This window comes from Paraburkholderia sp. SIMBA_030, from assembly GCF_046535245.1.
Taxonomy (GTDB): Bacteria; Pseudomonadota; Gammaproteobacteria; order Burkholderiales; family Burkholderiaceae; genus Paraburkholderia.
Genome location: NZ_JAWRXB010000030.1, coordinates 60245 through 83336 on the forward strand (window position 1 = coordinate 60245; position 23092 = coordinate 83336).

Here is a 23092-nt window from a genome sequence, read left to right on the forward strand (position 1 = left end):
CGAGCGTTTGAAGATACGGGAATTGCCGGCACAGAACAGCGCAGGGAACGAATGATACACGTCATGGGGATGGACGTATGGAAATGGAGTTGGGGCCACATGAGCGATCGGCCATGGAGACTTTTCCGAAAGCGGCCTGGGGTCATTTCACCAAGTTCTCGCACAGTAAAAGAAACCCCGCCGCATCGTTGCCGATACTGCGGGGTTTCTATATAGCGCTAACCGCGGACTATGCGCCGCTGGCTTCGTTCAACGTCAGATGCTTCGTCTCAGGCGCCCACGCAATCGACGTCAACCCGGCGATCTTGATGTGGAACGCGTTCAGCGGAACGTCGTCGAGCGGAATGAGGCCGTGCGCAGGCGCTGTCGCTGCGGGCGGCAAAGTGGGCGCGCTAGCCCTCGTTCTTGCATCGAGCGTTTATGTGTCCGCTTCGAGTCGCGCGTGCGAGAGGCGGACGATGCAGCCCTGCGTATCTGAAGCCGGTCATCCACCGGCCACGCAAGGGCTGCTCACACAACAAAGGAGACAGCGTGAGCAATCAGGATTTCCAGGCCGCCACTCTCGGCAGCGAGCCTTCGCGACCAAGGCCCGATTGCTTGACGCCACCGAACGGCGCGACTTCGGTCGACAAAATGCCCTCGTTGATGCCGACCATCCCGCTCTCCAGCGCTTCGCCGACACGCCATGCGCGAGCAAGATCGCGCGTGTAGCAATACGCGGAGAGGCCGAACGGCGTGTCGTTGGCCGCAGCGATGGCTTCGTCCTCAGTCTTGAAACGGAAGCACGCAGCCACCGGGCCGAAGGTTTCTTCCGCAGCAATCAGCATCGACTTCGATGCGTCGATCAGCACGGTCGGCTCATAGAACGTGCCGCCTAGCGCGTGCGGTTTGCCGCCCGTCAAAATCTTCGCGCCTTTTTGCAACGCGTCGGCGACGTGCGCTTCCGCCTTCTTCAGCGCCGCCGGGTTGATCAGCGGACCTTGCTCGACCTCGCCTTGCAGCGCGTTACCGACGCGCATCTTCCGCACGGCTTGTGTCAGCGCCTGCGTGAACGCATCGTAGATGCCGTCCTGCACGTAGAAGCGATTCACGCATACGCAGGTCTGTCCGGTGTTGCGGAATTTCGACGCCATTGCGCCTTGCACGGCGGCGTCGATATCCGCATCGTCGAATACGATGAAGGGCGCATTGCCGCCTAGTTCAAGCGACAGCTTCTTCAACGTATCCGCCGACTGCTTCGCGAGCAGTTTGCCGACGCGCGTCGAGCCGGTGAACGACAGCTTGCGCACCGCCTCCGATCCGGTCAGCACGCCGCCGATCGCCACCGCGTCGCCGGAGACGATGTTGAACACGCCCGGCGGAATGCCCGCCTTCTCTGCCAGCACCGCCAATGCGAACGCGGACAACGGCGTTTCTTCGGACGGCTTGAGCACCATCGTGCAGCCTGCCGCGAGCGCCGGGCCGGCCTTGCGCGTAATCATCGCGAGCGGGAAATTCCACGGCGTGATGGCCGCGACCACGCCGACCGGTTCGCGCGTCACGATGATCTTCGCGTGCGGATTCGGGCTCGGCATCACGTCGCCATAATTGCGCTTGGCCTCCTCGGCGAACCATTCGAGGAAGCTCGCCGCATAGCCGACTTCGCCACGCGCTTCGGCAAGCGGCTTGCCTTGCTCGCGCGTCAGCAGTTCGGCGAGTGCCTCGCGGTTCTCGAGCATCAACTCGCCCCAGCGTCTGACACGCGCGCCACGTTCCCTGGCTGTTACCAGGCGCCACGCCGGAAAGGCTCGCTCCGCCGCGGCGACGGCTTGCGTCGTTTCCGCGGCGCCGCCTCTCGCGACCTGAGCAATGACCTCGCCCGTCGCGGGATTCAGAACGGGATACGTGCTCGCGCTTTCGTACCACTCGCCGCCAATGTAATGTCCGGTTCGAAGAAATTCGTTCATGCTGCCTTCTCCAGGTTATCGACAAACACGCCTTGCGCAAGCCGCGCTTCGCGGGCGATGCGCTTACCCGCGGTGTAGTCATTGATCAGATCGCACGGTGTGTAGTTGCGTTCGAGTTCGAAGAGCTCGTCGGCGCTGAGCTTCGTGCCGAGCGCGGCTAGCGCGCTGTCGAATTGCGCCGGTGTATCCGCGCCGACCAGCATGCTTGCCACACCCCCGTGATTGAGCACCCACGCCTGCGCGATCTGCGCAGCCGACACACCACGCCGAGCCGCCACGCGCGCCACCGACGCGGCAATCTCACGCGACGCCGTATCGCCGTACATTTGCGCGGTAAAGAAATCGGTCTGGTTGCGCGTCGAATTCGGCTCGCAGGTCAGCAGGCCGCGCGCAAGCGGACTGAATACCGACACGCCCACACCCTGATCCTGGCAGTACGGCATCATTTCGCGCTCTTCCTCGCGGTACGCGAGGTTCAACTGCAATTGCATGTTGATCGGCTTGTGCCAGCCGTTGCGCTCGCACACTTGCATGATCTTCGCGAACTGCCACGTGTACATCGTCGATACGCCGATGTAGCGAGCCTTGCCCGCGCACACGATATCGTTCAGCGCACCCATGGTTTCTTCGACGGGCGTGTTCACATCGAAGAAATGCAGCATGTAGATATCGACGTAATCCATACCGAGGCGCGTCAGCGATGCATCGACGGCATCCATGACGTGCTTGCGCGAATGGCCGCCTGCGTTCTGATACGCGCCCATGTCGTAACCGACCTTGGTCGTCACGACGATTTCCTCGCGACGCGCGATGCGCTTCAAAATGCGGCCCACCACTTCTTCACCGACGCCGGTCGAATAGAAGTCGGCGAGGTCGATGAAATTCACGCCGGCGTCCAGCGCGTGGCGCACGATCGGCTCGCTTTGCGCTTCGTCGAAAATCCACGGCTTCCATTGCGGCGTGCCCATGTTCATCGTGCCGAGGCACAGACGAGAAACCTTCAGGCCGGATTGGCCGAGGCGAATGTATTCCATAGCGTTGTCTCCTTCCTGATCGCGCACGATGCGCTTGCACGTCTTAGCGTTGTTTGGGCGTATAGAACGGGTTCGACACATCGCGCGCGGCGGCGAACACTTCATCGCGATGCGGCAAGCCCTTCATTGCAGCGAGGATCGCGTTCTTGCATGCGCGGTAGTTGTTCTCGAATACGGCGTCGAGATCGTCGGTGTTCGGGTTGACCCAATTCGCCGACACCACCACCCAATCGTTTTCCGCTTCGGGCGGCAGCGTGCCGTTCTCCAGCGACTCGGCCACGGCCTTCGCGATGCCGGCTTGCGAGGCGCCCCACGTCGCGTTGCCGTGGAAGTCGCCGTCGATCTGCGCCTTGTTCACGTATAACGTCATCGGCTTGGTCGGCACGCCCGGCCGTGCGATGACGACAAACGGCGCATGACCCGCGGAAGGCGTCGCCAACGCGGTGGCGAAGGCCTGACCTGCCGGCCCATTGCGCGGGCCGACCAGTACGTTGATATGCGCGAGGTTGACGCCCGGGCCTTCGAATCCTTCGCCGATAAAGAGTTGTTTGTCCGTCGATACGCTCATGGTCTTTCCGTCGGGGTTGAGTGGATGACCGATTGTGCTGTTCGGCATCCGCGACCATGTATCGATGAGTTTTGATGCGGGGTATGAGGCGAACTCAACTCCGGGTTTGTCCCGAGCGGATCAATCGGAACGCTCGGAAGAGCGCCACGAACGCAAAGGTGAGAATTTTCGGGACCCACGATTGCCGACATCGAATCGCGATCAAAGGTGAACACACCGAACCTTGCTTACGCACCGGCAATGCGCAAGTCCGGCAGACCGCCGGTGTCCATGGAAGATGCGCCGCAATCAGCAATAGATAGCCGGCGCGATGCTTCGCAAAGCCCGGAAACGCTTGCTGCCAAAGGCCGACGCGGGTTATGCGGGAGATTCAGGTATGGCTGCGATCCGCGCGATCGATCGCTTGCGCGAGGTGCGCGAAACACCAACGCCAGGTTCACCGAACAAACTAGGTCTCGCGCAAGGCGCACGGAAAAACCCATGCATCGCAACTCAGGCTCACGCGAAAGGTGAGCGTTTTCGGGACCACTGCTGCGGTGCGAAAAAAAGTACGCACAGGTTCACTTGAGAGAAACAGCCGCGTTGCGGGCGAACCCGCCATGCAGTGCAGGACTTCAGGCTTCGATCAGGAAACGCTCGCGATTCTTGCCCGCCAGCCAGTTGGGCGAGCGTCCACGACCACTCCACGTCTCGCCCGTTTTCGGGTTGCGATACTTGGCCACCGAGGCCGATTTGCGCACCGCCGCACGCTTGCTCGAAAAGCCCAGTTCTTCCGCGGTCAAGTCGTATTCAGCGACCTTTTGCTTGATGTCGGCGATCGCCTGCGCGATTTCCTTCTCACGCGCCAGCGCGACTTCTTTGTGGAGTTTTTCGAGCTGGGCAGTCAACTGCTTGTACGAGGCCATGACAGTGCTCCGATCGGTTTGACTAACTGCATGCAGTGTGACCCTATCAGACGAAAAAAGCACCGGATAGAGCGGCCCGCGCGGGGAGACCCGCGGCCCCGTACCCACCAAGGCCGCGAGCGGGAGGAACCGGCACACTCAATCGTCAATTGCATCGTATATGCGCCGCTCGAAATCGACTGACATCGGGAACGGTTCGACTGCGCGGCGCTGGATCAGCATCAGGCCGATCAGGTTTTCCACCGGATCGGCGAACCAGCTGGTGCCATACGCGCCCGGCCAGCCGAACGAACCCATCGAGCGATAACCGAGCGGCAACTGCTGCGCCGGATCGTCGACGATGGACAGCCCAAGTCCGAATCCCTGGCCTGCCCATAGCACATGCCCGAACGCAGGCACGCGGCGCTGGTCCCGGCTGAGAAAATTCGAGCGCATCAAGTCGACCGAGCGATGCGAGAGCAACCGCGTAGCGCCGACCCGTCCACGCCCGAGCAGCAGTTGCGCGAACTGCAAGTAGTCTTGCGCCGTCGAAACGAGCCCGCCGCCGCCGCTCTGAAATCGTGCGGGATTCGCCCAACGGCTCGCCGTCGGATGATCCTCGACCAAGCGCCGCCGCGTGCCCTGCTCGACACCGTAAGCCGTCGCGAGCCGCTCAAGCTGCGCGTCGGGCACCCAGAAAGCCGTATCGCGCATGCCGAGCGGCTCGAAGATCCGAGTCCGGAAGAACTCGCCGAGCGACATGCCGCTGACACGCTCGATCAACACGCCGAGCACGTCGGTTGCGATGCCGTAATGCCAGCGCGAGCCAGGCTGGAACATCAGCGGCAAGCCGGCCATGCGAGCCAGCCAGGCATTTGCGTCCCCGCGTGCGTCAAGACCGTTGAAAGCCGACGCGTACGCCTCGGCAAGCGGCCCGGTGGCAGTGAAGTGATACGCGAAACCGGCGCGATGCGTCAGCAGATCGAGCACGGTAAGCGGAGCCCGGACTGCATCGGTTTCGTCGAGCGGGCCGGCCGGGTCGCGCAGCACGCGTGGCGCGGCTAACTCCGGCAGCCACTGTGAGAGCGGCGTGTCGAGTGCAAGCCGGTCTTCTTCGATCAGCATCAGGATCGCCGCGCTGGTGACCGGCTTGGTCATCGAAGCAATGCGAAACAGCGTGTCGCGCTCCATCGGCAACTGCCCGGCTTCGTCGCGCCAGCCGAGCGGCTCGAAGTAGCCGATTTCGCCGCGCCGCCAGACCAGCGAAACGACACCCGCCACCTCGCCCCGTTCCACGTAGCCTTGCATGGCGTTCGTGAGCGCCGTCAGCCGAGCCGCTGAAAGTCCTGCTGGATGCATGATCGTCCTGAATCGGTGAATGTGGGTTCGTCTGGCGCGCCGTTTTGCGTTGGCGCACCATGTTCCGCTATTTTGCGAAAAATGCTACCCGATCAGAGGCCGTATGCGGCCATCCACTACCGCGCGCGGTCAGGCTTTCTGCCGTTCCTCCAATGCCAGCAGCGCGGCATTGAGCCGTTTCACGCGGGAAGCCTGTGCCGGCACCAGCACCGCGCCAGACACCGAATCGATCCGGTTTCGCCAATATGACAGCGGGATGCGATCTTCGGCGGAAATGTGCGAGATTACGTGTTCAAGATGTTCAATATCTCTTTCGAGTTGGTGGTGATTCATCTCTTTCCCCGGAAAGCCAAATCAAAACAATCGCTTAGCATAAAACGTGCCGCAATTGAGCCACAGTATTGTTCGAGACGAAAAATCGCTCTTATTCTTAACTACTAGTTGCCGACCCCAACCGGCAGAACATGCGTGCCGCATTAATCTGCAAGCCGCCAGAACGAGGATACTGCGACTAACGTTCGCGTTCCGTTAGATGGCGCACCGACTCGGCTTATCGGAAAACCCGAGTGCCGCCAATTCTGGCGGGGACGGCGAAAGAAATAATGCGAAAGCGTTCATTAAAATCCATTGCGCATCACCGACCATCAGCCAATGCGCATTAAATACAGATCTTTATGACGAGAATGTGCTTATCGACAGGCACCGGCCAGCTGAATTGACCCAGATCAAGCTGAAGCCAGCACTCACTCACCGGAATGGAGACGCCCGCCGTCGCGGGCCGACTGGCAGGTTCTAAATGGAGGAAGGGGTGAAGCAAACCGAGCCAGCCGCAGGCTGGCGCATGGTTATTTCGCCCGGCAGGCGTAAATCAGGTTGAACGTGCCGCGGTCGGTGGACTGGCGCACCACGTCGAACGCGCCGCCGCAACTCGCGCGCGCCTGCTGCACGCAGGAGTCGGAGCCAGCCGGGCATTGGACCAGCGTAGTGGCGCGGCCGTCCGGGAGAAACAGCGGCGCGCTGCTGCTGCAACCGCTCAGCACGGCGATCCCGGCCACGGCCAGCGCCGCGCAAGTCCGGCGCGCAAAAGAGGAAAGACTGCGTTTCATTGAAACCCCGATCGCTTCTTGTTTTTCGATCACGCGATTGTGCCATGCGCAAATTGCGCTGCGTCAGTCGATGTCTTCACACCTCGATGCCGTAAGCCGCGATCTTCTTATAAAGCGTCGCGCGGCCCATGCCGATCTGCGCCGCCGTCTCGAGCACGCGCCCGCCATTGGCGTGCAATGCGTCGCTCAGGAAGCGTTTCTCGAACGCCGCCATAGCATCGCTCCACAATGGCCGCCCGGGCGCAGCGGCCGTTTCAGCCGAGGCGCGCGCGCCAGTCGTCATATCGAACTCGCGCGGCTGGCGCGAGACCCCATGCGCCGGACCGATGAACGGCGCCAACGCGCGCGCGTCGATGCGCTCGCTGTCCGACAGCATCACGGCGCGTTCCAGCGTATTGCGCAATTCCCGCACATTGCCGGGCCATCTGTACGAACACAGCAGCCGCAGCGCGTCGTCCGGCAATTCGAAGTGACTGCCGCCGCGCGCTTGCATCGACAGATCCTCGAGCATCGCGTAGGCAAGCGCTTCGATATCGGACAGACGCTCGCGCAACGCCGGCACATGGATCGTCAGCACGTTCAGACGGTAGAACAGGTCCGCGCGAAAGCGCCCGGCCGCGACCAGCGCCGGCAAATCGGCCGAGGTCGCGGCAATGATCCGCACGTCCGTGCGCACGATCCGGTTGGAGCCGTGCGGTTCGAACTCCTTGTCTTGCAGCACACGCAGCAGCTTGCCTTGCAAGTGCAGCGGCATGTCGCCGATTTCGTCGAGAAACAGCGTGCCGCCATTCGCGAGTTCGAACTTGCCGACGCGGCCCTTGCGATCGGCGCCGGTGTACGCGCCGGGCGCCGCGCCGAAGAATTCGACTTCGAGCAAGGTATCCGGAATCGCCGCGACGTTGACGGTGACGAGCGGCTGATTCGCCCGCGCCGATCCGGCGTGGATCGCGTGCGCCAGCAGTTCCTTGCCGGTGCCGGTTTCGCCGAGCAGAAGCACCGGCGAATCGACCCGCGCCGCCCGGCGCGCCTGACGCTTCACTTCGAGACTGGCCGCGCTGGTGCCGACGAAGCTGCCGAATGTGTATTTGACCCGCCGCGCCTGCGCCAGCGACTGACGCGTCGCAATCAGCTCCTCCTGTACCCGCGAATAGTGGGAAAAAAGCGGGGTCAGCGCTTTCAGTTCATCGAACAACGCGAAACCGACCGCGCCGACCGTTTCGCCCGCATCGTCTTTCAGCGGCAGCCGCGTGACGACGAGCGGCTCGCGGTCCGTTTCGAGGATGTCGAGCAAAATCGGCTTGCCGGTCTTCACGACCTCGCGCATCAGGCTGTTGGGAATCACCGCTTCGCAATCGCGGCCGATGGCCTGCTGCGGATCCGAAAAGCCGAAACGCGCCGCATAGCGCTTGTTGATCCATACGACGCGTGCGTCGGCATCGACAATGAAAGTGCCTTCGCTGAAATTTTCGAATGTACGGAAAAGCGAGTCCATCGCCCGGCGCAGCACGTCGCCGTAGGCGGCGGGCAGGCCCGCCCAGTCGTTCATCATGGTGTCGCTGTCTCCGGCTAACGTTTTATTTGTGCTTGTCTCGTTTGGTAGACAAGCTTATCTCAACGGAGAGATCGCCAGCAATCCCGCCACATAAGGAGTTTACCCAGGTCGGCTTATTTTGCGTCCAGCTTTAGAGACGTTTGGGTACAATCGGCCGCGTCACGTTTCGAGCTTTGGTCTGCGGAATCAGGCAGCGGGCCGCTGCGGCGTGCGTGGCACGGAACCTGCGCTCGCGGGCGCCGGGCCGTCGCACCCTCGGGACGGCGTACACGTAGAACAACCAAGCTTTGGAGACTCAATGTCCTTTGTCATCGTCCTCGCCGCACTGGCGTTTCTGATGTTTGCCGCCTATCGCGGCTACAGCGTCATTCTTTTCGCCCCGATCGCCGCGCTCGGCGCGGTGCTGCTGACCGAACCCGCCGCCGTCGCACCGGTGTTCTCTGGCATCTTCATGGAGAAGATGGTCGGCTTCGTGAAGCTCTACTTCCCGGTGTTCCTGTTGGGCGCGGTGTTCGGCAAGGTCATCGAATTGTCCGGTTTCTCGGAGTCGATCGTGGCCGCGGCGATTCGCTATATCGGCCGCTCGCGCGCCAATGCGGTGATCGTCGCGGTGTGCGCGCTGCTCACCTATGGCGGCGTGTCGCTGTTCGTGGTGGTGTTCGCGGTGTATCCGTTCGCGGCCGAGCTGTACCGCCAGAGCAATATTCCGAAGCGCCTGATGCCTGGCGCGATCGCACTCGGCGCGTTCTCGTTCACGATGGATTCGCTGCCGGGCACGCCGCAGATCCAGAACATCATCCCGACCACCTTCTTCAAGACGACGTCCTGGGCCGCGCCGACGCTCGGCGTGATCGGCTCGCTGTTCATCATCGTGGTCGGGCTGACCTATCTGGAATGGCGCCGCCGTGCCGCAATGGCGACCGGCGAAGGTTACGGCACCAATCTCGTCAACGAACCGGAGCGCGTCGAATCGAAGCAACTACCGCATCCGCTGCTGGCGGTCGCGCCGCTCATTCTGGTCGGCGTGGCGAACTTCCTGCTGACCCGCTGGATTCCCAATTGGTACGGCGCGTCGTATACGGTCGCACCGGACATCCTGCCGGGCGTCCATGCACCGGTCACGACAACGATCAAGAGCGTGGTTGCAATCTGGGCCGTCGAAGGCGCGTTGCTGCTCGGTGTCGTGATGGTCGTGGTGACGGCGTTCGGCCGCGTGCGCGAGCGTTTTGCGATCGGCACCAAGGCGGCGGTGGCGGGCGCGCTGCTGGCCTCGTTGAACACCGCGTCGGAGTATGGCTTCGGCGGTGTGATCGCCGCACTGCCCGGTTTTCTGGTGGTCAGCGACGCGTTGAAGAGCATTCCGAATCCGCTCGTCAATGCAGCCGTTTCAGTGAGCTCGCTGGCGGGCATCACGGGTTCGGCGTCGGGCGGCATGAGTATCGCGCTCGCGGCCATGTCCGACGTGTTCATCAAGGGCGCGGAAGCCGCGCATATCCCGATGGAAGTGTTGCACCGGGTCGTCGCGATGGCGAGCGGCGGCATGGACACGCTGCCGCACAACGGCGCGGTGATCACGCTGCTGGCGGTGACGGGATTGACGCACCGCCAGTCGTATCGCGACATCTTCGCGGTGACGGTGATCAAGACGCTGGCGGTGTTCTTTGTGATCTCGGTGTATTACATGACCGGCTTGGTTTGATTGCCCGATAAGCTGCGGGCGTTGTTGGCGCAAAAACCCGCAGCCGACCCTTTCCGACGCGGCCCGTGCCCGGTGAACAGGTTGATGGCGGACAGCACGTCGCAGTCGACCGGAAATATAAGAGAAGAGCCGACCGGTCGCGTATTGATCAGATGAATAGCCCGGCATGCGGAATAAGTAGCTACACTCATCAAGAAAACAGCCGCTCCCGCCGTAAACGCAGGGAGCGGCCGTCAATCGACGCGGCCCGGAAACTAACCTTCACTGCGCGGGCACACCATGTCAGGCAGGACGTTCATCCTCGATTCAATTCTTGCGACGCCGTCGTCGGGTCACGGACGAGTGACAGCCGCACTCCGGGCGTCACTGCTATCGACTTTGTTTGAGCGTACGCGGCCACTGCTCCTGTCGGGCCTCGCCAGTGCATTTGTTGCGTTCGTTGCCCTCGTCCGTCTGCATCAGATGTGGGCGGCTCTATGGCTGATAGCGGATCTATGCCTCCTCGCCGCACGGCTCGGCATCGCCCGTGCTTACGTCGTGCGCAACCGGACAGAAGCGGCTCATCCCGGTCCGTGGGCAATGCACTACGCACCGGTTTCGCTGCTGGCCTGCTTCCTGTTCGGCATCGGGACGATGGCGTGTGTCATGTCCGCGGATGCGGAGTTAGCCTCGCTCGCCGTCATGGTAACCGCCGGAATTCTCGGCGGCATCGCGTCGAGAAATGCGGCGTTGCCCCGTCTGGCCATCGCACAGATTTGCCTGGGCGCATCGCCCATTGCGCTGGGCGCGCTGCTCGCGCCTCGCAGCGGGTCGTGGATTCTCGTGCCGCCGGTCCTCATGTACATCGCCGCAATGGCTTCGGTTGTCCGCCGACACTACGAGGTGCTCGTTGCCCTGATGACGGCGGAACAGCGGCATGCTGAACTTGCAGCCCGATTCGACGCCGCCTTGGCGCATATGCCTCACGGGCTATGCACGATCGATAGCGCCGGCAAGGTGATTATTGCCAACCGCCGAACCGCCGATCTGTTCGGCGCGACTGTCGAAATGTTGAAGCTCAACGTCCCGCTCCCTGAGTTTATCGGCCACGTGGGACTGGCGAAGTTTGGAGAAACGCTCAGAAGGCAACTTGTCGAGCAGTGCGCCGTATGGCTAGCAAATGAAGGGAGTCCCTTCGATATGGAACTCAACGACGGCCGCCAGCTCGAGATGACCCGAAACCCGGTACCGGATGGAAGCGCTGTCATCATTATCGAAGACGTCACGGAGCGCCGGGAGTCCGAAGCGAAAATCCTCTATCTGGCGCGTCACGACCCGCTCACGGGTCTTCCCAATCGCCGCGAACTGCGCGACGAGATTGAAGGGATTCTCCGCCGTTGCGCGTCGAACCGCGAAGCGGCAGTGGCGGTAATGTGTCTCGACCTGGACGGCTTCAAACAGGTCAACGACCGGTTCGGTCATCATGCCGGAGACGAGGTACTGGTCACCGTTGCAGACCGGTTGAGGGAGTTGCTTCAATGTGAGGAGTTGGTGGCGCGACTCGGCGGCGATGAGTTCGCCGTTGTCTTCGAGAATGCAACCTCGTCCGGCGCCGTCGCACTCGCTCAACGCGTTATCCGCCAGATCGCCAGGCCGTATTGGCTATCGACAGGCGATGCAGTCAGCATCGGCACCAGCATCGGCATCGCGTTCGCGGTGAGCGGCGAGTCCTTCGAACGATTGATGAAGCGCGCCGACGCGGCGTTGTACGACGCAAAGGAAGCCGGCAAGGGTACGTATCGCTTCTCGAGTACGGAGGTCACCGCGAGTATTCATCACGCATAAAGCATCCCTGCATTAACGGCTAAGCGCCAGGCCGCCGCGCACAATCAGGCGCGCGCGGAGGCACACGAAGTCTCGCGCAATGCTGCACACGCCATCGCGCGCGATATCGAGCAGGAAGAAACGACATCGATCTGATAGACACGACATTGATCTGATAGATCGGCGTTACTCCCACCTCGACAGCCCGGTATTGACACACCAGGATGGAACCGTCAGCGCCCAGTGGATTGTGTGGGCTGGCTGACCCGAGTAACAACGGCGTTTAGTGGCCCGTCCCTTTCTGGACGGGCTATTTTTTTTGCCCGTTTTCTGCTCGTTCTTTGTCCGTTTTCTGCCCGTTGTTTCCTGGTCGCTTGTTCGGTGGCGAACCTTGAGGCCGTGCTCGCGGCTGAGCGTAGCCGTCGATCGAGGCAGCCGTGCAAACGGTGAGGAAATACGGGAGCAATCGGCACGGGTTTGGCGCGTCGCTGTAACCCGGCACGGCGCGGCACCGAGGCGCACCCGGCGCGAAGCGATGCTACGCTAGGCAGACTGCGCCTGCATTCGCCCGCATTTGCCAGTAAGCCTTGCGAGGTGCAGGCAACACGATCCACCATCACCGGAGACTGACGTGACCGCTTCCGATGCGCCGCACATCAATCCGCTGTCTTCCCACTACACCGCCATGGCGCGCAACAACGCGTGGTCGAATCTGCGCCTGTACCGCGCCTGTCTCACGCTGACCGATGAGGCCTTCGCCGGGCGCAGGGTGAGTTTCTTTCCGTCGTTGCAGCTCACGTTGAATCACATTCTGCTGGTCGATCGGTATTACTTCGACGCGCTGGTCGACGGCGGCAAGGGGCTCACCATTTTCGACAACGAATTGCCCTATCCGCGCGCAGCCGACCTGCGGGATGCACAAGTAGAGAGCGACCGGCAATTGCTGGCCTTCTGCGAATCGCTGACCGACGATGCTTTACAACGCGACGTGCGGATCGACCGCGGCCCGGCTGTCGGCGTGCAGCGCGAAAAGATCGGCAGCGTATTGCCGCATGTTTTCGTCCATCAGATCCATCATCGCGGCCAGGCGCACGCGATGTTGAGCGGCACCACCGCCGCCCCGCCTCAGCTCGACGAGTTTTTCCTCGCCGCCGACGCGCCGCTGCGCGCGCCCGACCTGCGTGAGTTGGCTAGCCTGAACGAGCCGCCGGGATCGCCGCGATAAATCAAAACAGGTCCGCAAACTTGCTAACCGAAGCGCGCGTCAGCAACATGACAGCCAGGAAGAAGGATTGCACCGCCGCAGGGCACGAAAAATGCATCCGCCGTTGCGAAGAGTCGCGTTAAACTGGCTATCATCGCGGCGCAGCACGCACCGCGCGGCGAGCGGCTCCGTGCGACCCGCAAGAGGGCGCGCAGGGCGGCACCCGCAGGCAGTTGAATGAACGGGCGGATATCCCGATGTGAGCGCGGCACGACAGACGGCGCTCCATCCTGCCCGTACAATTGGTTCGATCAACAACGGAACAAGGACAACCTCGATGCGCACTACCGGGTCCTCCGGGTCAATGGCCCTGCTCACCGAATACGACGACGCAACGGCGCGCGAACTCCGCTCGCTGCGCCTCGAATCGACAGAAGACGGCAAAGGCATTCTTCTGATCGAAGTCGATGAGCGCAAGCCAGGCATTCACCGCGAAGTGCGCTACGAAATCACGCCTGCGGAACTGATTGCGGCGATTCGCGCGCATGGCGCGGAGTTGCCGGGCGAACAGCACAATCATCGTCAATAACGCTCTGGCGCCCGGCATCGCGCTGTCTCGCGGGTGCCGGGTGGCCACGCGCCACCGCGCGCTTCAATTCATTTCGATCTGATCCACGCGCGCTTTTAATTCGCCGCTTTTAATTCGCTTTCGCGACTGGCTTTCACTGCCGCTGCGCACGCGCGCCGAGCAGGCCTTACCTCAAGTTATTCACCTTTTTAATACCCGTTTTAATCGGCGGAGGTCCGGCCGGACGGTCAATCGGCGCGCCGCATCAGCACTTGCCGCACCCGAATAACAGGTATCGTTGCTGAGCGTTTGCACGTATTGAAAATGCGTCCATAATCCTTGCATTCTCTATTGTTTCCCCCACCTATTCCGTTCCTGAAAGGGCTGCGGATGTAAGCCGATGCTACATGATCTCGTCGAGCAATACGGGCCGGCACTCATTTTCGCCAATGTGCTGGCCGCCTCCCTGGGGCTGCCTGTCCCGGCAATGCCGTCGCTCGTCCTGTTCGGCGCGATGGCCGCGATGCATCCCGGCTCGGTGGGCACGCAATTGATGCCCGTGCTCGTGCTGTCGATATTCGCCACGCTGATCGGCGACAGCGCGTGGTATCTCGCCGGGCGTCTATACGGCGGCAACACGCTGAAGGCGATCTGCCGCCTTTCGCTGTCGCGCGACACTTGCGTGAAAAAGACAGAACGATTTTTCGGACGTTGGGGCGTGCGCGTGCTAGCCGTGGCAAAGTTCGTCCCGGGCCTGTCGATCGTGTCGATTCCGATGGCCGGCGCGATGGGCACGCGCTACCGCACGTTCCTCACATATGACAGCGTCGGCGCCGCTTTATGGTCCGGCACGGGTCTGATCGTCGGCGCGCTGTTCGCGAAGCAGATCGACATGCTGTTCGCCGCCGCCGGGCGCCTCGGCCGTACGGCTGCGCTGGTCGCCGTCGCTTTGCTGCTGTTGTACGCCGGTTATCGCTGGATGCGCCGGCGCCAACTGATTTCGAAGCTCGCGTCCGCGCGAATCGAAGTCGACGAGCTGGCGAAACTGGTCGCGGCCGGCCGCACGCCGGTGCTGTTCGATATCCGTTCGCATGAAAAGCGTAAGCTCGATCCGTTCGTGATTCCGGGCTCGCTCTTCGCCGACGAGCGGCAACTCGACGAGATCGTCGCGAAGTACCCGCGCGATCAGAAGGTGGTGATTTACTGTTCGTGCCCGAACGAGATTTCCGCGGCATGGATGGCCAAGCAGATGAACGAAGCCGGCTTCGCCGATGTGCTGCCGCTGCGCGGCGGCATGGAAGCCTGGCGCGACTCGGGCAAGGCGGTGGAAGCGCTGCCCGATACGCCGCCGCCGGACGTGGCGGTCGACGATATCGCGCCGAAGGCCGTGTAGCGCAGCGCGCACCCGCATTAGCGCCATCGTGCGCCCGCGCCGCTTCGCCGTCGAACAATCAGGATGAAGACAGAAGGAGCGGTTCAATGCTTTCGACTCAAGAAGCTGAAGGACAACAAGCCGTAGTCGCCGATGCGCCGTTTTCGTCGCTCGCGACGCGCAAGCACCAGATGTTTCCGGAACTTACGTCGGAGGAAATCAAGCGCCTGCGCCGGTTCGGCGAAGAACACCATTGGGAGGCCGGCGATCTGCTGTTCGAGACCGGCCATACCGGCCCCGGCATGTTCGTGGTGCTGAACGGGAGCGTAAAGGTGTATCAGCGCGACGGCATCGGACGTGAAGTCTCGATCGCCGAACATGGCGCCGGGCACTTTCTCGCCGAAGTCGGGCAACTGTCGGGACGGCCCGCGCTGGTCAACGGCATGGCGCTCGGTCCGGTCGACGCGCTGCTGATCCCGCCGGCCAAGCTGCGCGCGCTGATCGTCGCCGAAGCCGAACTTGGCGAGCGCATCATGCGAGCGCTGATCCTGCGCCGCGTCGCGCTGATCGAAAAAGGCGCGGGCGGCCCGATCCTGATCGGCAACAGCACCGACTCGCGGCTCGTTTTGTTGCAAGGCTTCCTGTCGCGCAACGGCCATCCTCATTCGGTGATCGACGAGCGCGACGAAGACGCGCTGCGTCTGATCGAACAGTTCGCCGCGCAAAAAGAAGACCTGCCGCTGGTCATCTGCCCGGACGGCTCGGTGCTGCGCCATCCGAGCATGCCGGAACTCGCTAGCTGTCTCGGCTTGCTGCCCGATCTCGACGATTCGGTCGTGTACGACGTCGCGATCGTCGGCGCCGGCCCCGCAGGCCTCGCCACCGCGGTGTATGCGGCGTCCGAAGGACTGCAGGTGATCGTGCTCGACAGCCGCGCGCCGGGCGGCCAGGCGGGCGCCAGTTCGCGAATCGAAAACTATCTCGGCTTTCCGACCGGCATCTCCGGCCAGGCGCTGGCGGGCCGCGCGTTCGTGCAGGCGCAGAAGTTCGGCGCGCATGTCGCGATTCCGGTCCACGTCAAGGCGCTGCATTGCGCGGAGTCGCCGCATCGGCTGGAACTCAAGTGCGGCGGCCACATCGCTGCCCGCGCGATCGTGATTGCGAGCGGCGCAGTGTACCGGCGCCCCGAACTCGAAGGCCTCGAACGCCTCGACGGGCGCGGCGTCTATTACTGGGCGTCGCCGGTCGAAGCCAAGCTGTGCAAGCGCGCGGAGATCGTGCTGGTGGGCGGCGGCAACTCGGCGGGCCAGGCGATCGTCTATCTGGCGACGCACGCCGCCAAAGTCCACGTGTTGATTCGCCGGAGCGGCTTTGAAGCCACCATGTCGCGCTACCTGATCGACCGCATCCGCTCGCTGCCGAATGTGTTCGTGCATCCCAACTCGGAGATCGGCAGGCTCGACGCGGATGAAAGCGGCCTCGCGTCGGTGGCATTGAAGAAGCCGTTGCCCGACGGCACCGATCGGTTCGACACGCGGCACCTGTTCCTCTTTACCGGCGCGGACCCGAATACCGACTGGCTGCGCACCTGCGGCGTGGAACTCGACACCAAGGGCTTCGTGCTGACTGGCATCAGCGCCGACGGCGCATCGACCTGCGATCTCGGCACGACCGTCGAAGGTGTATACGCGATCGGCGATGCGCGCGCCGGGTCGACCAAACGGGTCGCCGCGGCAGTCGGGGAAGGCGCAGCCGTGGTCTCGCAGATCCATCAGTTTCTGGCGGTATCGGCGGGCGAGGCAGTCGCTCTGGGCGCCTGAACCGGCTCGCGCTTCGGCAGGCTTCCCGGCGCCTGCACCCTGATCCACCGCCCTGCTCCGATTCGTCTGCCGTATTCACGCTAAAGTAGCGACTGCCGATCCCGGCGCCGGATCTCGCGTCCGCTCCCCAACGCAGTCACTCACTGACCGACACTCGCGTGAAGACCCTTTCGCTATCCGCCGCCCGCACCCTGCATCTGGCCGCGCAGGGTTTGCTGACGCCGCCGCGCCGCAAGGCCATCAAAGCCGACGTGCTCGATGCGATTCACCGCATGGCGCAATTGCAGATCGACACGATCCACGTCGTCGCGCGCAGCCCTTACCTCGTACTGTTCAGCCGGCTCGGCGCGTATCCGCAGCAGTGGCTCGACGAGCACCTCGCTGAAGGCAAACTGTTCGAGTACTGGTCGCATGAAGCCTGTTTCGTGCCGGCCGAAGACTACGGTCTGCTGCGCCACCGCATGCTCGATCCGAGCGGCATGGGCTGGAAATACGCGGCTGAGTGGCACAAGAAGCATCGCAAGGACATCGAGCGCCTGCTCGCGCATGTTCGTGCGACCGGCCCGGTGCGCTCAGCGGATTTCGCTCGCGAAGCGGGCAAGAGCAACGGCTGGTGGGACTGGAAGCCGGAGAAGCGCCACCTGGAGGTGCTGTTCGCGATCGGGCAATTGATGGTGGCCGAGCGGCGCAATTTTCACCGTGTCTACGATCTGACCGAGCGCGTGCTGCCGGACTGGGACGACGCACGCGATCTGCCGCCGGCGGAAACCGTCACCCGGGAAGTGTTGCGTCGCACCTGCCGCGCGCTCGGCGTCGCGCGGGCCGATTGGGTTGCCGATTACTACCGGCTGCCGCGCCGTCCGTATCGCGACGAACTGCATGCGCTCGCCGATCAGGGCGAGCTGATTCCCGTACAAGTGGAAGGCTGGAAACAGGACACCTTCGTCCACCACGAATTCGCGTCGATGATCGACGATGCGGCCAACGGCAAACTCGCTTCGAGCGCCACCACGGTGCTCTCGCCGTTCGATCCGGTCGTGTGGGACCGCAAGCGCGCCGCCGCGCTATTCGATTTCGACTACGCGATCGAATGCTATACACCCGCGGCGAAACGTAAATACGGTTACTTCGTTCTACCGCTGTTGAGCCGAGGCCGTCTGGTCGGCCGCGTAGATGCCAAAGCACATCGGACCAGCGGCGTGTTCGAACTGAAGTCGCTGCACATCGAACCCGGCGTGCGCCTGAGTGCGCGCCTTGCGGGCGATCTGCGCCGCGCGTTGCAGCGTTGCGCGGATTGGCACGGCACGCCGCAGCTGGAAATCACCTCCGGGCCGCCGGAATGGGTCGATGCGTTGAGCGCCGACAGCAGCGTGCAAGCGTGAACGCCCCACTTTCTCAGTGCTCAATCCTTGCGCGCAACTCGCGAGCGGTTTCCAGCAGGCCTTCGTAACCCGAACGCGCATGCTCCGGCAGATCGGGATCGCCGACGAACGCGCCGAGCGTTTCGATCAGGCTGTACAGAATGCCCTTTGCAGCACCCGAAGCAATGCTGCCCGACGATACTTGCCGCTCCACATGCGTGAGCGCGGCATCGAGGTGTTCCAGCTCGGGCCGGTCGCCCGTGGGCGGCTTAGGTGTTACGTCTTGCGTCATGATGAAACATCTCTCCTGTTGAAGCACCGGTGAACACGCCATCTTTCACGTTGTTATATACCGATCGTGCGCTGCCGTCCATTCGTGATGGGACCCAGCGCGATCTGCCTGATCTACGTTAAGGCGTCCATCGATACATCAGGATTTTTGCGCGCGCGTCGTCTTCCAGGCGCGGCGGTTCTGGCGGCATACGCGGCCTTCGCGCCGAGATCGAGCGAAGGCCGGTGGGCGGCCTGACTAGCTTGTGGCGGACCTCAAGCGTGCGCCGCGGCGGCCTGCGCGGCTGCCGCTTCGGCCGCTTCGGCCGCGGCAACGGCAGGCGACACGATGGCCGGTTGACCGGACTGCCGACGCGAGCGGCCCGAACTCAGATAATCGGCGATCGAATCCTGCGTGACTTCGCCGACATAGCGTCCGTCACTGTCCATCACCGGCATCCATGACGAGTTGAACTGATACATCTTCGACAGCACGATGCGCAGATGCTCGTCGGCGCTCACCGTGGCCTTGAACTCGCTCAGATGCTCGCCGCACACGCCCTGCCCGGCGCGCGCCGCGCGGCGCGTAACGTAACCGAGCGCCTGCCGGTTGTTGTCGACGATGGTCAGATAGCGGCTGTCGCTGTCGTCCATCATCTGGAAGGCGCGTGCGACAGGCGTGTCGGCGCGCGCGGTTTCCGGTTGCGTCGCGGCGTCGCCGGCCTTCACCAGCAGCAGACGCTTCAGCGTGCTGTCCTGACCGACAAACGCGCCGACGAACTCATCGCGCGGATGCGCGAGCAGCGTGTCCGGGTGATCGTATTGCACCAGCTGGCCACGGCGGAACACGGCCACGCGGTCACCGAGCTTGATCGCTTCGTCGATGTCGTGGCTCACCATGATCACGGTCTTGTTCAACTGACGCTGCATCTGGAAGAACTCGTTCTGGATCGACTCGCGGTTGATCGGGTCGACCGCGCCGAACGGTTCGTCCATCAACAGCACCGGCGGATCGGCCGCCAGCGCGCGAATCACACCGATCCGCTGCTGCTGTCCGCCCGACAACTCGCGCGGATAGCGCTTCAGATACTGCTTCGGCTCGAGCGCGACCATCGACATCAACTCGGTCGCGCGCTCGCGGCAGCGCTTCTTGTCCCAGCCGAGCAGACGCGGCACGACCGTGATGTTTTCTTCGATCGTCATGTTGGGAAACAGGCCGATCTGCTGGATCACGTAGCCGATGTGACGGCGCAATTCGACTTCGTTCAGACCCGAGGTGTCCTCGCCATTGATCAGCACGCGGCCCGAAGTCGGCGCGATCAGACGGTTGATCATCTTTAGCGTGGTGGTCTTGCCGCAGCCCGACGGGCCGAGAAACACGCAGATTTCTCCTTCGCCGACGGTGAGGCTCACCGAGTCGACGGCGCGTACCTGCTGGCCGTCCTTCTGCGTAAACGTTTTGGTCAGTTGATCGAGTTCGATCATGTCTTTTGCACTCCCTTCGGTGTCAGCAAGCGTTGCAATGCTTGCAGCAGCAGGTCGGCGACGATCGCGAGCACACTCACGAGCACGGCGCCCACCAATAGTTTCATCATGTTGCTTTGGCCAATCGCGCGGATGATCAGCGTGCCGAGGCCGCCCGCGCCGATCACCGCCGCGATCGTCATCACGCCGATGTTCATCACGACCGCCGTGCGCACGCCGCCGAGAATCACCGGCACCGCGAGCGGCAAGTCGACGAGGCGCAACCGCTGCCAGACCGTCATGCCGATACCGATGCCGGCTTCCTTGATCCCCGCGTCCACATTGCGCAGCGCGAGGTAGGTGTTGCGCATGATTGGCAGCAGCGAATAGAGGAACACCGCGGTGATCGCCGGCACCGCGCCGATGCCCTGGCCGAAGCGCGAGAACACCGGAATCATCAAACCGAACAACGCGATCGACGGCAGGGTCAGCACCACGGTCGCCACGCCCAGCAATGGCGACGCGAGCCACTCGTGGCGATTGATCAGGATACCTAGGGGCACGCCGACCAGAATCGCGCAGCCCACCGCGATACCCACCAGCCACACGTGTTGCGCGGTCAGTTGCAGCAGTTCCGGCCAGTTGGCCGATAAATAGTCGAATACGTTCATCAAAGGTCTCCGCTCAAGGCAGCTTGTGCGTGCGCAGGAATTCCGCCGCCACTTCGCGCACCGATTTGCCGTCGATGTCGATCTGCTTGTTCATCTCCAGCATGGTGTCGTTGTTCAGCGCGGCGGACAGCGCGTTCAACTGCGTCGCGAGTTGCGGGTTCCGGTCGAGGATCGGCTTGCGCACCACCGGCGTTGCGTTGTACGCGGGGAAGTAGTGGCGATCGTCTTCGAGCGGCGTGATATTGAAACCCTTCACGCGGCCATCGGTCGTGTAGATCAGACCGATCGACACCTGGTTGTTATGCAACGCGGTGTAGACGAGACCTGGGTCCATCTGCCGCGTTTCCGCGCGGCTGAACTGAATGCCATAGGCGGCTTCGAGTGGCTTCAGACCATCCGGACGATTGGCGAACTCCGCATCCATTGCGAACACGTGCTTCTTATTCGGCTCGGCGTCGATCCTGGCCGCGAGCTGCGAGATCGTGCGGATGCCGGTTTGCCGCGCCACCTGCTCGGGCAAGCCGATCGCGTACGTGTTGTTCAGCGGCGATGCATCGAGCCAGACGAGGCCACGTTTGGCGTCGAGTGTCTTGACGCGTTCGTACATCGTATTCGAATCGAGCTTTTCGGTGATCTTGTTGTAGACGATCGCAGCCGTGCCGGTGTATTCCCACACCACGTCGATCTGACCGTTCTCCTGCGCACTACGCAGCAGTGTGCTGCCGAGACCGGTGCGGGCATCGATCGTGTAACCCTTCGCGCGCAGATACTGCGCGGTGATTTCGGTCAGCACATATTGCTCGGTGAAGTTCTTGCCGCCGAGCACCAAGGTGGCCGCACTTGCGTGGAAGCTGGCCAGGAGCAGCGCGCCGGCTGCGATCCAGCGGCCGCGCTTCAACAGATTCATCATGCCGTCACCCCGCGTCGTGCGAGCAGGTAGCGGCTGCCGGCCGAGACAATGCCGTCGAGCACCAGCGCGAGAATCGCGGTGGCCGCGGCGCCGAGCAGAAGCTGCTGCTGATTGTCCAGGTAAATGCCGGGGAAAATCAGCGTGCCGAGGCTGTCAGCGCCGATCAGATACGCGAGCGGCGCGCTGCCCACGTTGATCGCCAGCGCCGTACGCACGCCACCGATGATGATCGGCATCGCGTTGGGCAGCTCGACGCGCAGCAGCGACTGCCACCCCGTCATACCCAAACCGCGCGCCGCTTCGCGCAAGGCGGGCGACACGTTTTTCATGCCTTCGTAAGCGTTGCGCGTGATAGGCAGCAATGACGCGAGGAACAGTGCGACCAGCGCCGGTATATCGCCGATGCCGAAGATGCCGAGTGCAATCGCCAGCACCGCCAACGATGGAATCGTGTTGCCGATGTTGAAGATTTGCATGAAACGTTCGGCATGACGCGCGAGCGAAGGGCGGCTCAGCAGCACGCCAGCGGGGATGCCGACCAGCAGCGCGAGCGCCATCGAATAGCCGACGAGCAGCAGGTGCCTTTTCGTGTAGTAGACGAGATCGGGCGCGTGCTGATGCAGCGCGCCGGGGTCGATCGCGCGGTACAACAGCGCGATGACAATGCCGATGGCTACAAGACTGCCGATCAGCCTGGCAGGACGTTGAATCATGGAGATGCGCCTCCTTGTTCGAGCAGCGCGCGGGAATGGCCGCGCCGCAAAGGCGTCGTGATGACGCTGCGAATGGGAAGTTCGGGACGCGGCTTGTGCCGCGAAGTGAACCGAGTGACGCCGGTTTTTTTGCCCGGCGCGAGGGCTTTGGGCGGTGGGTTGCTTTTTGCCCTCGGTGGCTTGCCAGTGAGTAACGACTGGTGCCAGATCCATCGATGTGGCCGGCTTGAGCTGCCGATGGGCTTGCTTTGGCCGGCGGGGTTTGGGGCCCCTGGGGTTGGATTGTTACCTGCGGCAGGCTAAATGCGGATTGCTGCTAATTTGCACTCAATCCCCTCTAACTTGGCTTATGTAGCTGCGATGTTCGCGGTCAGGATGACGGGATTATACGGGCGTCAGACGGGTTCGTCTACCCATGTGGTTCATTCATATTCTGGTTTCTTGTTTTGGTTAGGTATCCTTTTTTCTATCTTTTCTGGTCTTTCCCGCTTTTCTCTGCCTCCGCGGCGCGTTATCTCCGTGTATCTACGGCATTGCCTTTCCTTGCTTTCTTATCGGTTAATTAGCGTGGTCCTGTGCGGGGGATTCTTTCTGTCTACTGGGCGATGGAAGGATTGCCGGTACTGCGCGACTGCACCCGTAAGCGCCTCGCCGCTATCTTCACTGCAAGCCAGTGCAGTTGCTGCGGCCCGAGAAAAGCGGGACAGCAGGAACGGGTGACGCACCTGCTCGAAAGAATTCCGGCATAACGGGACAGGTGGTTACGTGAATCGACAGCGCGACGCGTC

Annotated in this window: 21 protein-coding genes; 7 read left to right on the forward strand and 14 right to left on the reverse strand. The window is 62.6% G+C overall.

Annotated features, from left to right (window positions below; translation table 11 throughout):
• Positions 1–229: 229 nt before the first annotated feature.
• The 9 genes from SB772_RS36020 to SB772_RS36060 form a co-directional block, all read right to left on the reverse strand.
• Positions 230–382, reverse strand: coding sequence for a hypothetical protein (locus tag SB772_RS36020; RefSeq protein ID WP_410837889.1), 153 nt, complete (start codon positions 380–382; stop codon positions 230–232).
• 157 nt (positions 383–539) lie between these two features.
• On the reverse strand, positions 540–1946 hold the full coding sequence (locus SB772_RS36025; protein ID WP_410837890.1) for an NAD-dependent succinate-semialdehyde dehydrogenase: 1407 nt from the start codon (positions 1944–1946) through the stop codon (positions 540–542).
• Positions 1943–2980: an aldo/keto reductase gene (locus tag SB772_RS36030; protein WP_410837891.1), complete on the reverse strand. Its 1038-nt coding sequence runs from the start codon at positions 2978–2980 to the stop codon at positions 1943–1945. Before SB772_RS36030 ends, SB772_RS36025 begins: the two co-directional genes overlap by 4 nt.
• A 43-nt stretch (positions 2981–3023) precedes the next feature.
• Complete coding sequence (gene fae, locus SB772_RS36035) at positions 3024–3548, reverse strand: formaldehyde-activating enzyme (RefSeq protein ID WP_410837892.1); 525 nt, start codon at positions 3546–3548, stop codon at positions 3024–3026.
• A gap of 614 nt (positions 3549–4162) precedes the next feature.
• Positions 4163–4453: an H-NS family nucleoid-associated regulatory protein gene (locus SB772_RS36040; protein WP_410837893.1), complete on the reverse strand. Its 291-nt coding sequence runs from the start codon at positions 4451–4453 to the stop codon at positions 4163–4165.
• 138 nt (positions 4454–4591) lie between these two features.
• Entirely contained in the window at positions 4592–5791 is a 1200-nt protein-coding gene (locus tag SB772_RS36045) for a serine hydrolase domain-containing protein (protein ID WP_410837894.1), read from the reverse strand.
• 129 nt (positions 5792–5920) lie between these two features.
• Complete coding sequence (locus SB772_RS36050) at positions 5921–6124, reverse strand: hypothetical protein (RefSeq protein WP_410837895.1); 204 nt, start codon at positions 6122–6124, stop codon at positions 5921–5923.
• Positions 6125–6636: 512 nt separating this feature from the next.
• Entirely contained in the window at positions 6637–6897 is a 261-nt protein-coding gene (locus SB772_RS36055; protein ID WP_410837908.1) for a hypothetical protein, read from the reverse strand.
• Positions 6898–6973: 76 nt separating this feature from the next.
• Entirely contained in the window at positions 6974–8446 is a 1473-nt protein-coding gene (locus SB772_RS36060) for a sigma-54 interaction domain-containing protein (protein WP_410837896.1), read from the reverse strand.
• A gap of 301 nt (positions 8447–8747) precedes the next feature.
• Between SB772_RS36060 and SB772_RS36065 the strand changes: the two genes are divergently transcribed.
• The 7 genes from SB772_RS36065 to SB772_RS36095 all read left to right on the forward strand — a co-directional run bounded on the left by SB772_RS36065 (position 8748) and on the right by SB772_RS36095 (position 18297).
• Complete coding sequence (locus tag SB772_RS36065) at positions 8748–10148, forward strand: GntP family permease (protein ID WP_410837897.1); 1401 nt, start codon at positions 8748–8750, stop codon at positions 10146–10148.
• 279 nt (positions 10149–10427) lie between these two features.
• A complete protein-coding gene (locus tag SB772_RS36070) occupies positions 10428–11972 on the forward strand; it encodes a diguanylate cyclase domain-containing protein (RefSeq protein WP_410837898.1) in 1545 nt (514 codons plus the stop codon).
• 610 nt (positions 11973–12582) lie between these two features.
• Positions 12583–13176, forward strand: a complete 594-nt coding sequence (locus SB772_RS36075; RefSeq protein ID WP_410837899.1) for a DinB family protein — start codon at positions 12583–12585, stop codon at positions 13174–13176.
• A gap of 316 nt (positions 13177–13492) precedes the next feature.
• On the forward strand, positions 13493–13744 hold the full coding sequence (locus SB772_RS36080; protein ID WP_007178686.1) for a hypothetical protein: 252 nt from the start codon (positions 13493–13495) through the stop codon (positions 13742–13744).
• A gap of 379 nt (positions 13745–14123) precedes the next feature.
• Complete coding sequence (locus tag SB772_RS36085) at positions 14124–15116, forward strand: DedA family protein/thiosulfate sulfurtransferase GlpE (RefSeq protein ID WP_410837900.1); 993 nt, start codon at positions 14124–14126, stop codon at positions 15114–15116.
• An 86-nt stretch (positions 15117–15202) separates the two neighbouring features.
• The gene (locus SB772_RS36090) at positions 15203–16915 is read left to right on the forward strand and encodes an FAD-dependent oxidoreductase (RefSeq protein ID WP_410837901.1); all 1713 of its coding nucleotides are present in this window, start codon (positions 15203–15205) and stop codon (positions 16913–16915) included.
• Positions 16916–17073: 158 nt separating this feature from the next.
• A complete protein-coding gene (locus SB772_RS36095) occupies positions 17074–18297 on the forward strand; it encodes a winged helix-turn-helix domain-containing protein (protein ID WP_410837902.1) in 1224 nt (407 codons plus the stop codon).
• 13 nt (positions 18298–18310) lie between these two features.
• On the opposite strand, the gene SB772_RS36100 is transcribed toward SB772_RS36095, so the two are convergent.
• The 5 genes from SB772_RS36100 to SB772_RS36120 all read right to left on the reverse strand — a co-directional run bounded on the left by SB772_RS36100 (position 18311) and on the right by SB772_RS36120 (position 22304).
• Positions 18311–18568 (reverse strand): hypothetical protein, encoded by a 258-nt coding sequence (locus tag SB772_RS36100; RefSeq protein WP_410837903.1) that lies wholly within the window; start codon positions 18566–18568, stop codon positions 18311–18313.
• A gap of 254 nt (positions 18569–18822) precedes the next feature.
• Positions 18823–20031, reverse strand: a complete 1209-nt coding sequence (locus tag SB772_RS36105) for a betaine/proline/choline family ABC transporter ATP-binding protein (RefSeq protein WP_410837904.1) — start codon at positions 20029–20031, stop codon at positions 18823–18825.
• Positions 20028–20681 (reverse strand): ABC transporter permease, encoded by a 654-nt coding sequence (locus tag SB772_RS36110; protein ID WP_341317250.1) that lies wholly within the window; start codon positions 20679–20681, stop codon positions 20028–20030. The genes SB772_RS36105 and SB772_RS36110 overlap by 4 nt, the downstream gene beginning before the upstream one ends.
• Before the next feature lie 13 nt (positions 20682–20694).
• Positions 20695–21591, reverse strand: coding sequence for a glycine betaine ABC transporter substrate-binding protein (locus SB772_RS36115; protein ID WP_410837905.1), 897 nt, complete (start codon positions 21589–21591; stop codon positions 20695–20697).
• A complete protein-coding gene (locus tag SB772_RS36120; RefSeq protein ID WP_410837906.1) occupies positions 21588–22304 on the reverse strand; it encodes an ABC transporter permease in 717 nt (238 codons plus the stop codon). The genes SB772_RS36115 and SB772_RS36120 overlap by 4 nt, the downstream gene beginning before the upstream one ends.
• Positions 22305–23092 lie beyond the last annotated feature (788 nt).

Excerpts from the sequence above, each read along its gene's own strand:
- SB772_RS36050 (WP_410837895.1), bottom strand. The coding sequence starts at position 6,124 with ATGAATCACCACCAACTCGAAAGAGATATTGAACATCTTGAACACGTA.
- SB772_RS36070 (WP_410837898.1), top strand. The coding sequence starts at position 10,428 with ATGTCAGGCAGGACGTTCATCCTCGATTCAATTCTTGCGACGCCGTCG.
- SB772_RS36065 (WP_410837897.1), top strand. The coding sequence starts at position 8,748 with ATGTCCTTTGTCATCGTCCTCGCCGCACTGGCGTTTCTGATGTTTGCC.
- SB772_RS36090 (WP_410837901.1), top strand. The coding sequence starts at position 15,203 with ATGCTTTCGACTCAAGAAGCTGAAGGACAACAAGCCGTAGTCGCCGAT.
- SB772_RS36025 (WP_410837890.1), bottom strand. The coding sequence starts at position 1,946 with ATGAACGAATTTCTTCGAACCGGACATTACATTGGCGGCGAGTGGTAC.
- SB772_RS36085 (WP_410837900.1), top strand. The coding sequence starts at position 14,124 with ATGCTACATGATCTCGTCGAGCAATACGGGCCGGCACTCATTTTCGCC.
- SB772_RS36080 (WP_007178686.1), top strand. The coding sequence starts at position 13,493 with ATGCGCACTACCGGGTCCTCCGGGTCAATGGCCCTGCTCACCGAATAC.
- SB772_RS36060 (WP_410837896.1), bottom strand. The coding sequence starts at position 8,446 with ATGATGAACGACTGGGCGGGCCTGCCCGCCGCCTACGGCGACGTGCTG.
- SB772_RS36115 (WP_410837905.1), bottom strand. The coding sequence starts at position 21,591 with ATGATGAATCTGTTGAAGCGCGGCCGCTGGATCGCAGCCGGCGCGCTG.
- SB772_RS36120 (WP_410837906.1), bottom strand. The coding sequence starts at position 22,304 with ATGATTCAACGTCCTGCCAGGCTGATCGGCAGTCTTGTAGCCATCGGC.
- SB772_RS36110 (WP_341317250.1), bottom strand. The coding sequence starts at position 20,681 with ATGAACGTATTCGACTATTTATCGGCCAACTGGCCGGAACTGCTGCAA.
- SB772_RS36045 (WP_410837894.1), bottom strand. The coding sequence starts at position 5,791 with ATGCATCCAGCAGGACTTTCAGCGGCTCGGCTGACGGCGCTCACGAAC.
- fae (WP_410837892.1), bottom strand. The coding sequence starts at position 3,548 with ATGAGCGTATCGACGGACAAACAACTCTTTATCGGCGAAGGATTCGAA.
- SB772_RS36040 (WP_410837893.1), bottom strand. The coding sequence starts at position 4,453 with ATGGCCTCGTACAAGCAGTTGACTGCCCAGCTCGAAAAACTCCACAAA.
- SB772_RS36055 (WP_410837908.1), bottom strand. The coding sequence starts at position 6,897 with ATGAAACGCAGTCTTTCCTCTTTTGCGCGCCGGACTTGCGCGGCGCTG.
- SB772_RS36030 (WP_410837891.1), bottom strand. The coding sequence starts at position 2,980 with ATGGAATACATTCGCCTCGGCCAATCCGGCCTGAAGGTTTCTCGTCTG.
- SB772_RS36105 (WP_410837904.1), bottom strand. The coding sequence starts at position 20,031 with ATGATCGAACTCGATCAACTGACCAAAACGTTTACGCAGAAGGACGGC.
- SB772_RS36100 (WP_410837903.1), bottom strand. The coding sequence starts at position 18,568 with ATGACGCAAGACGTAACACCTAAGCCGCCCACGGGCGACCGGCCCGAG.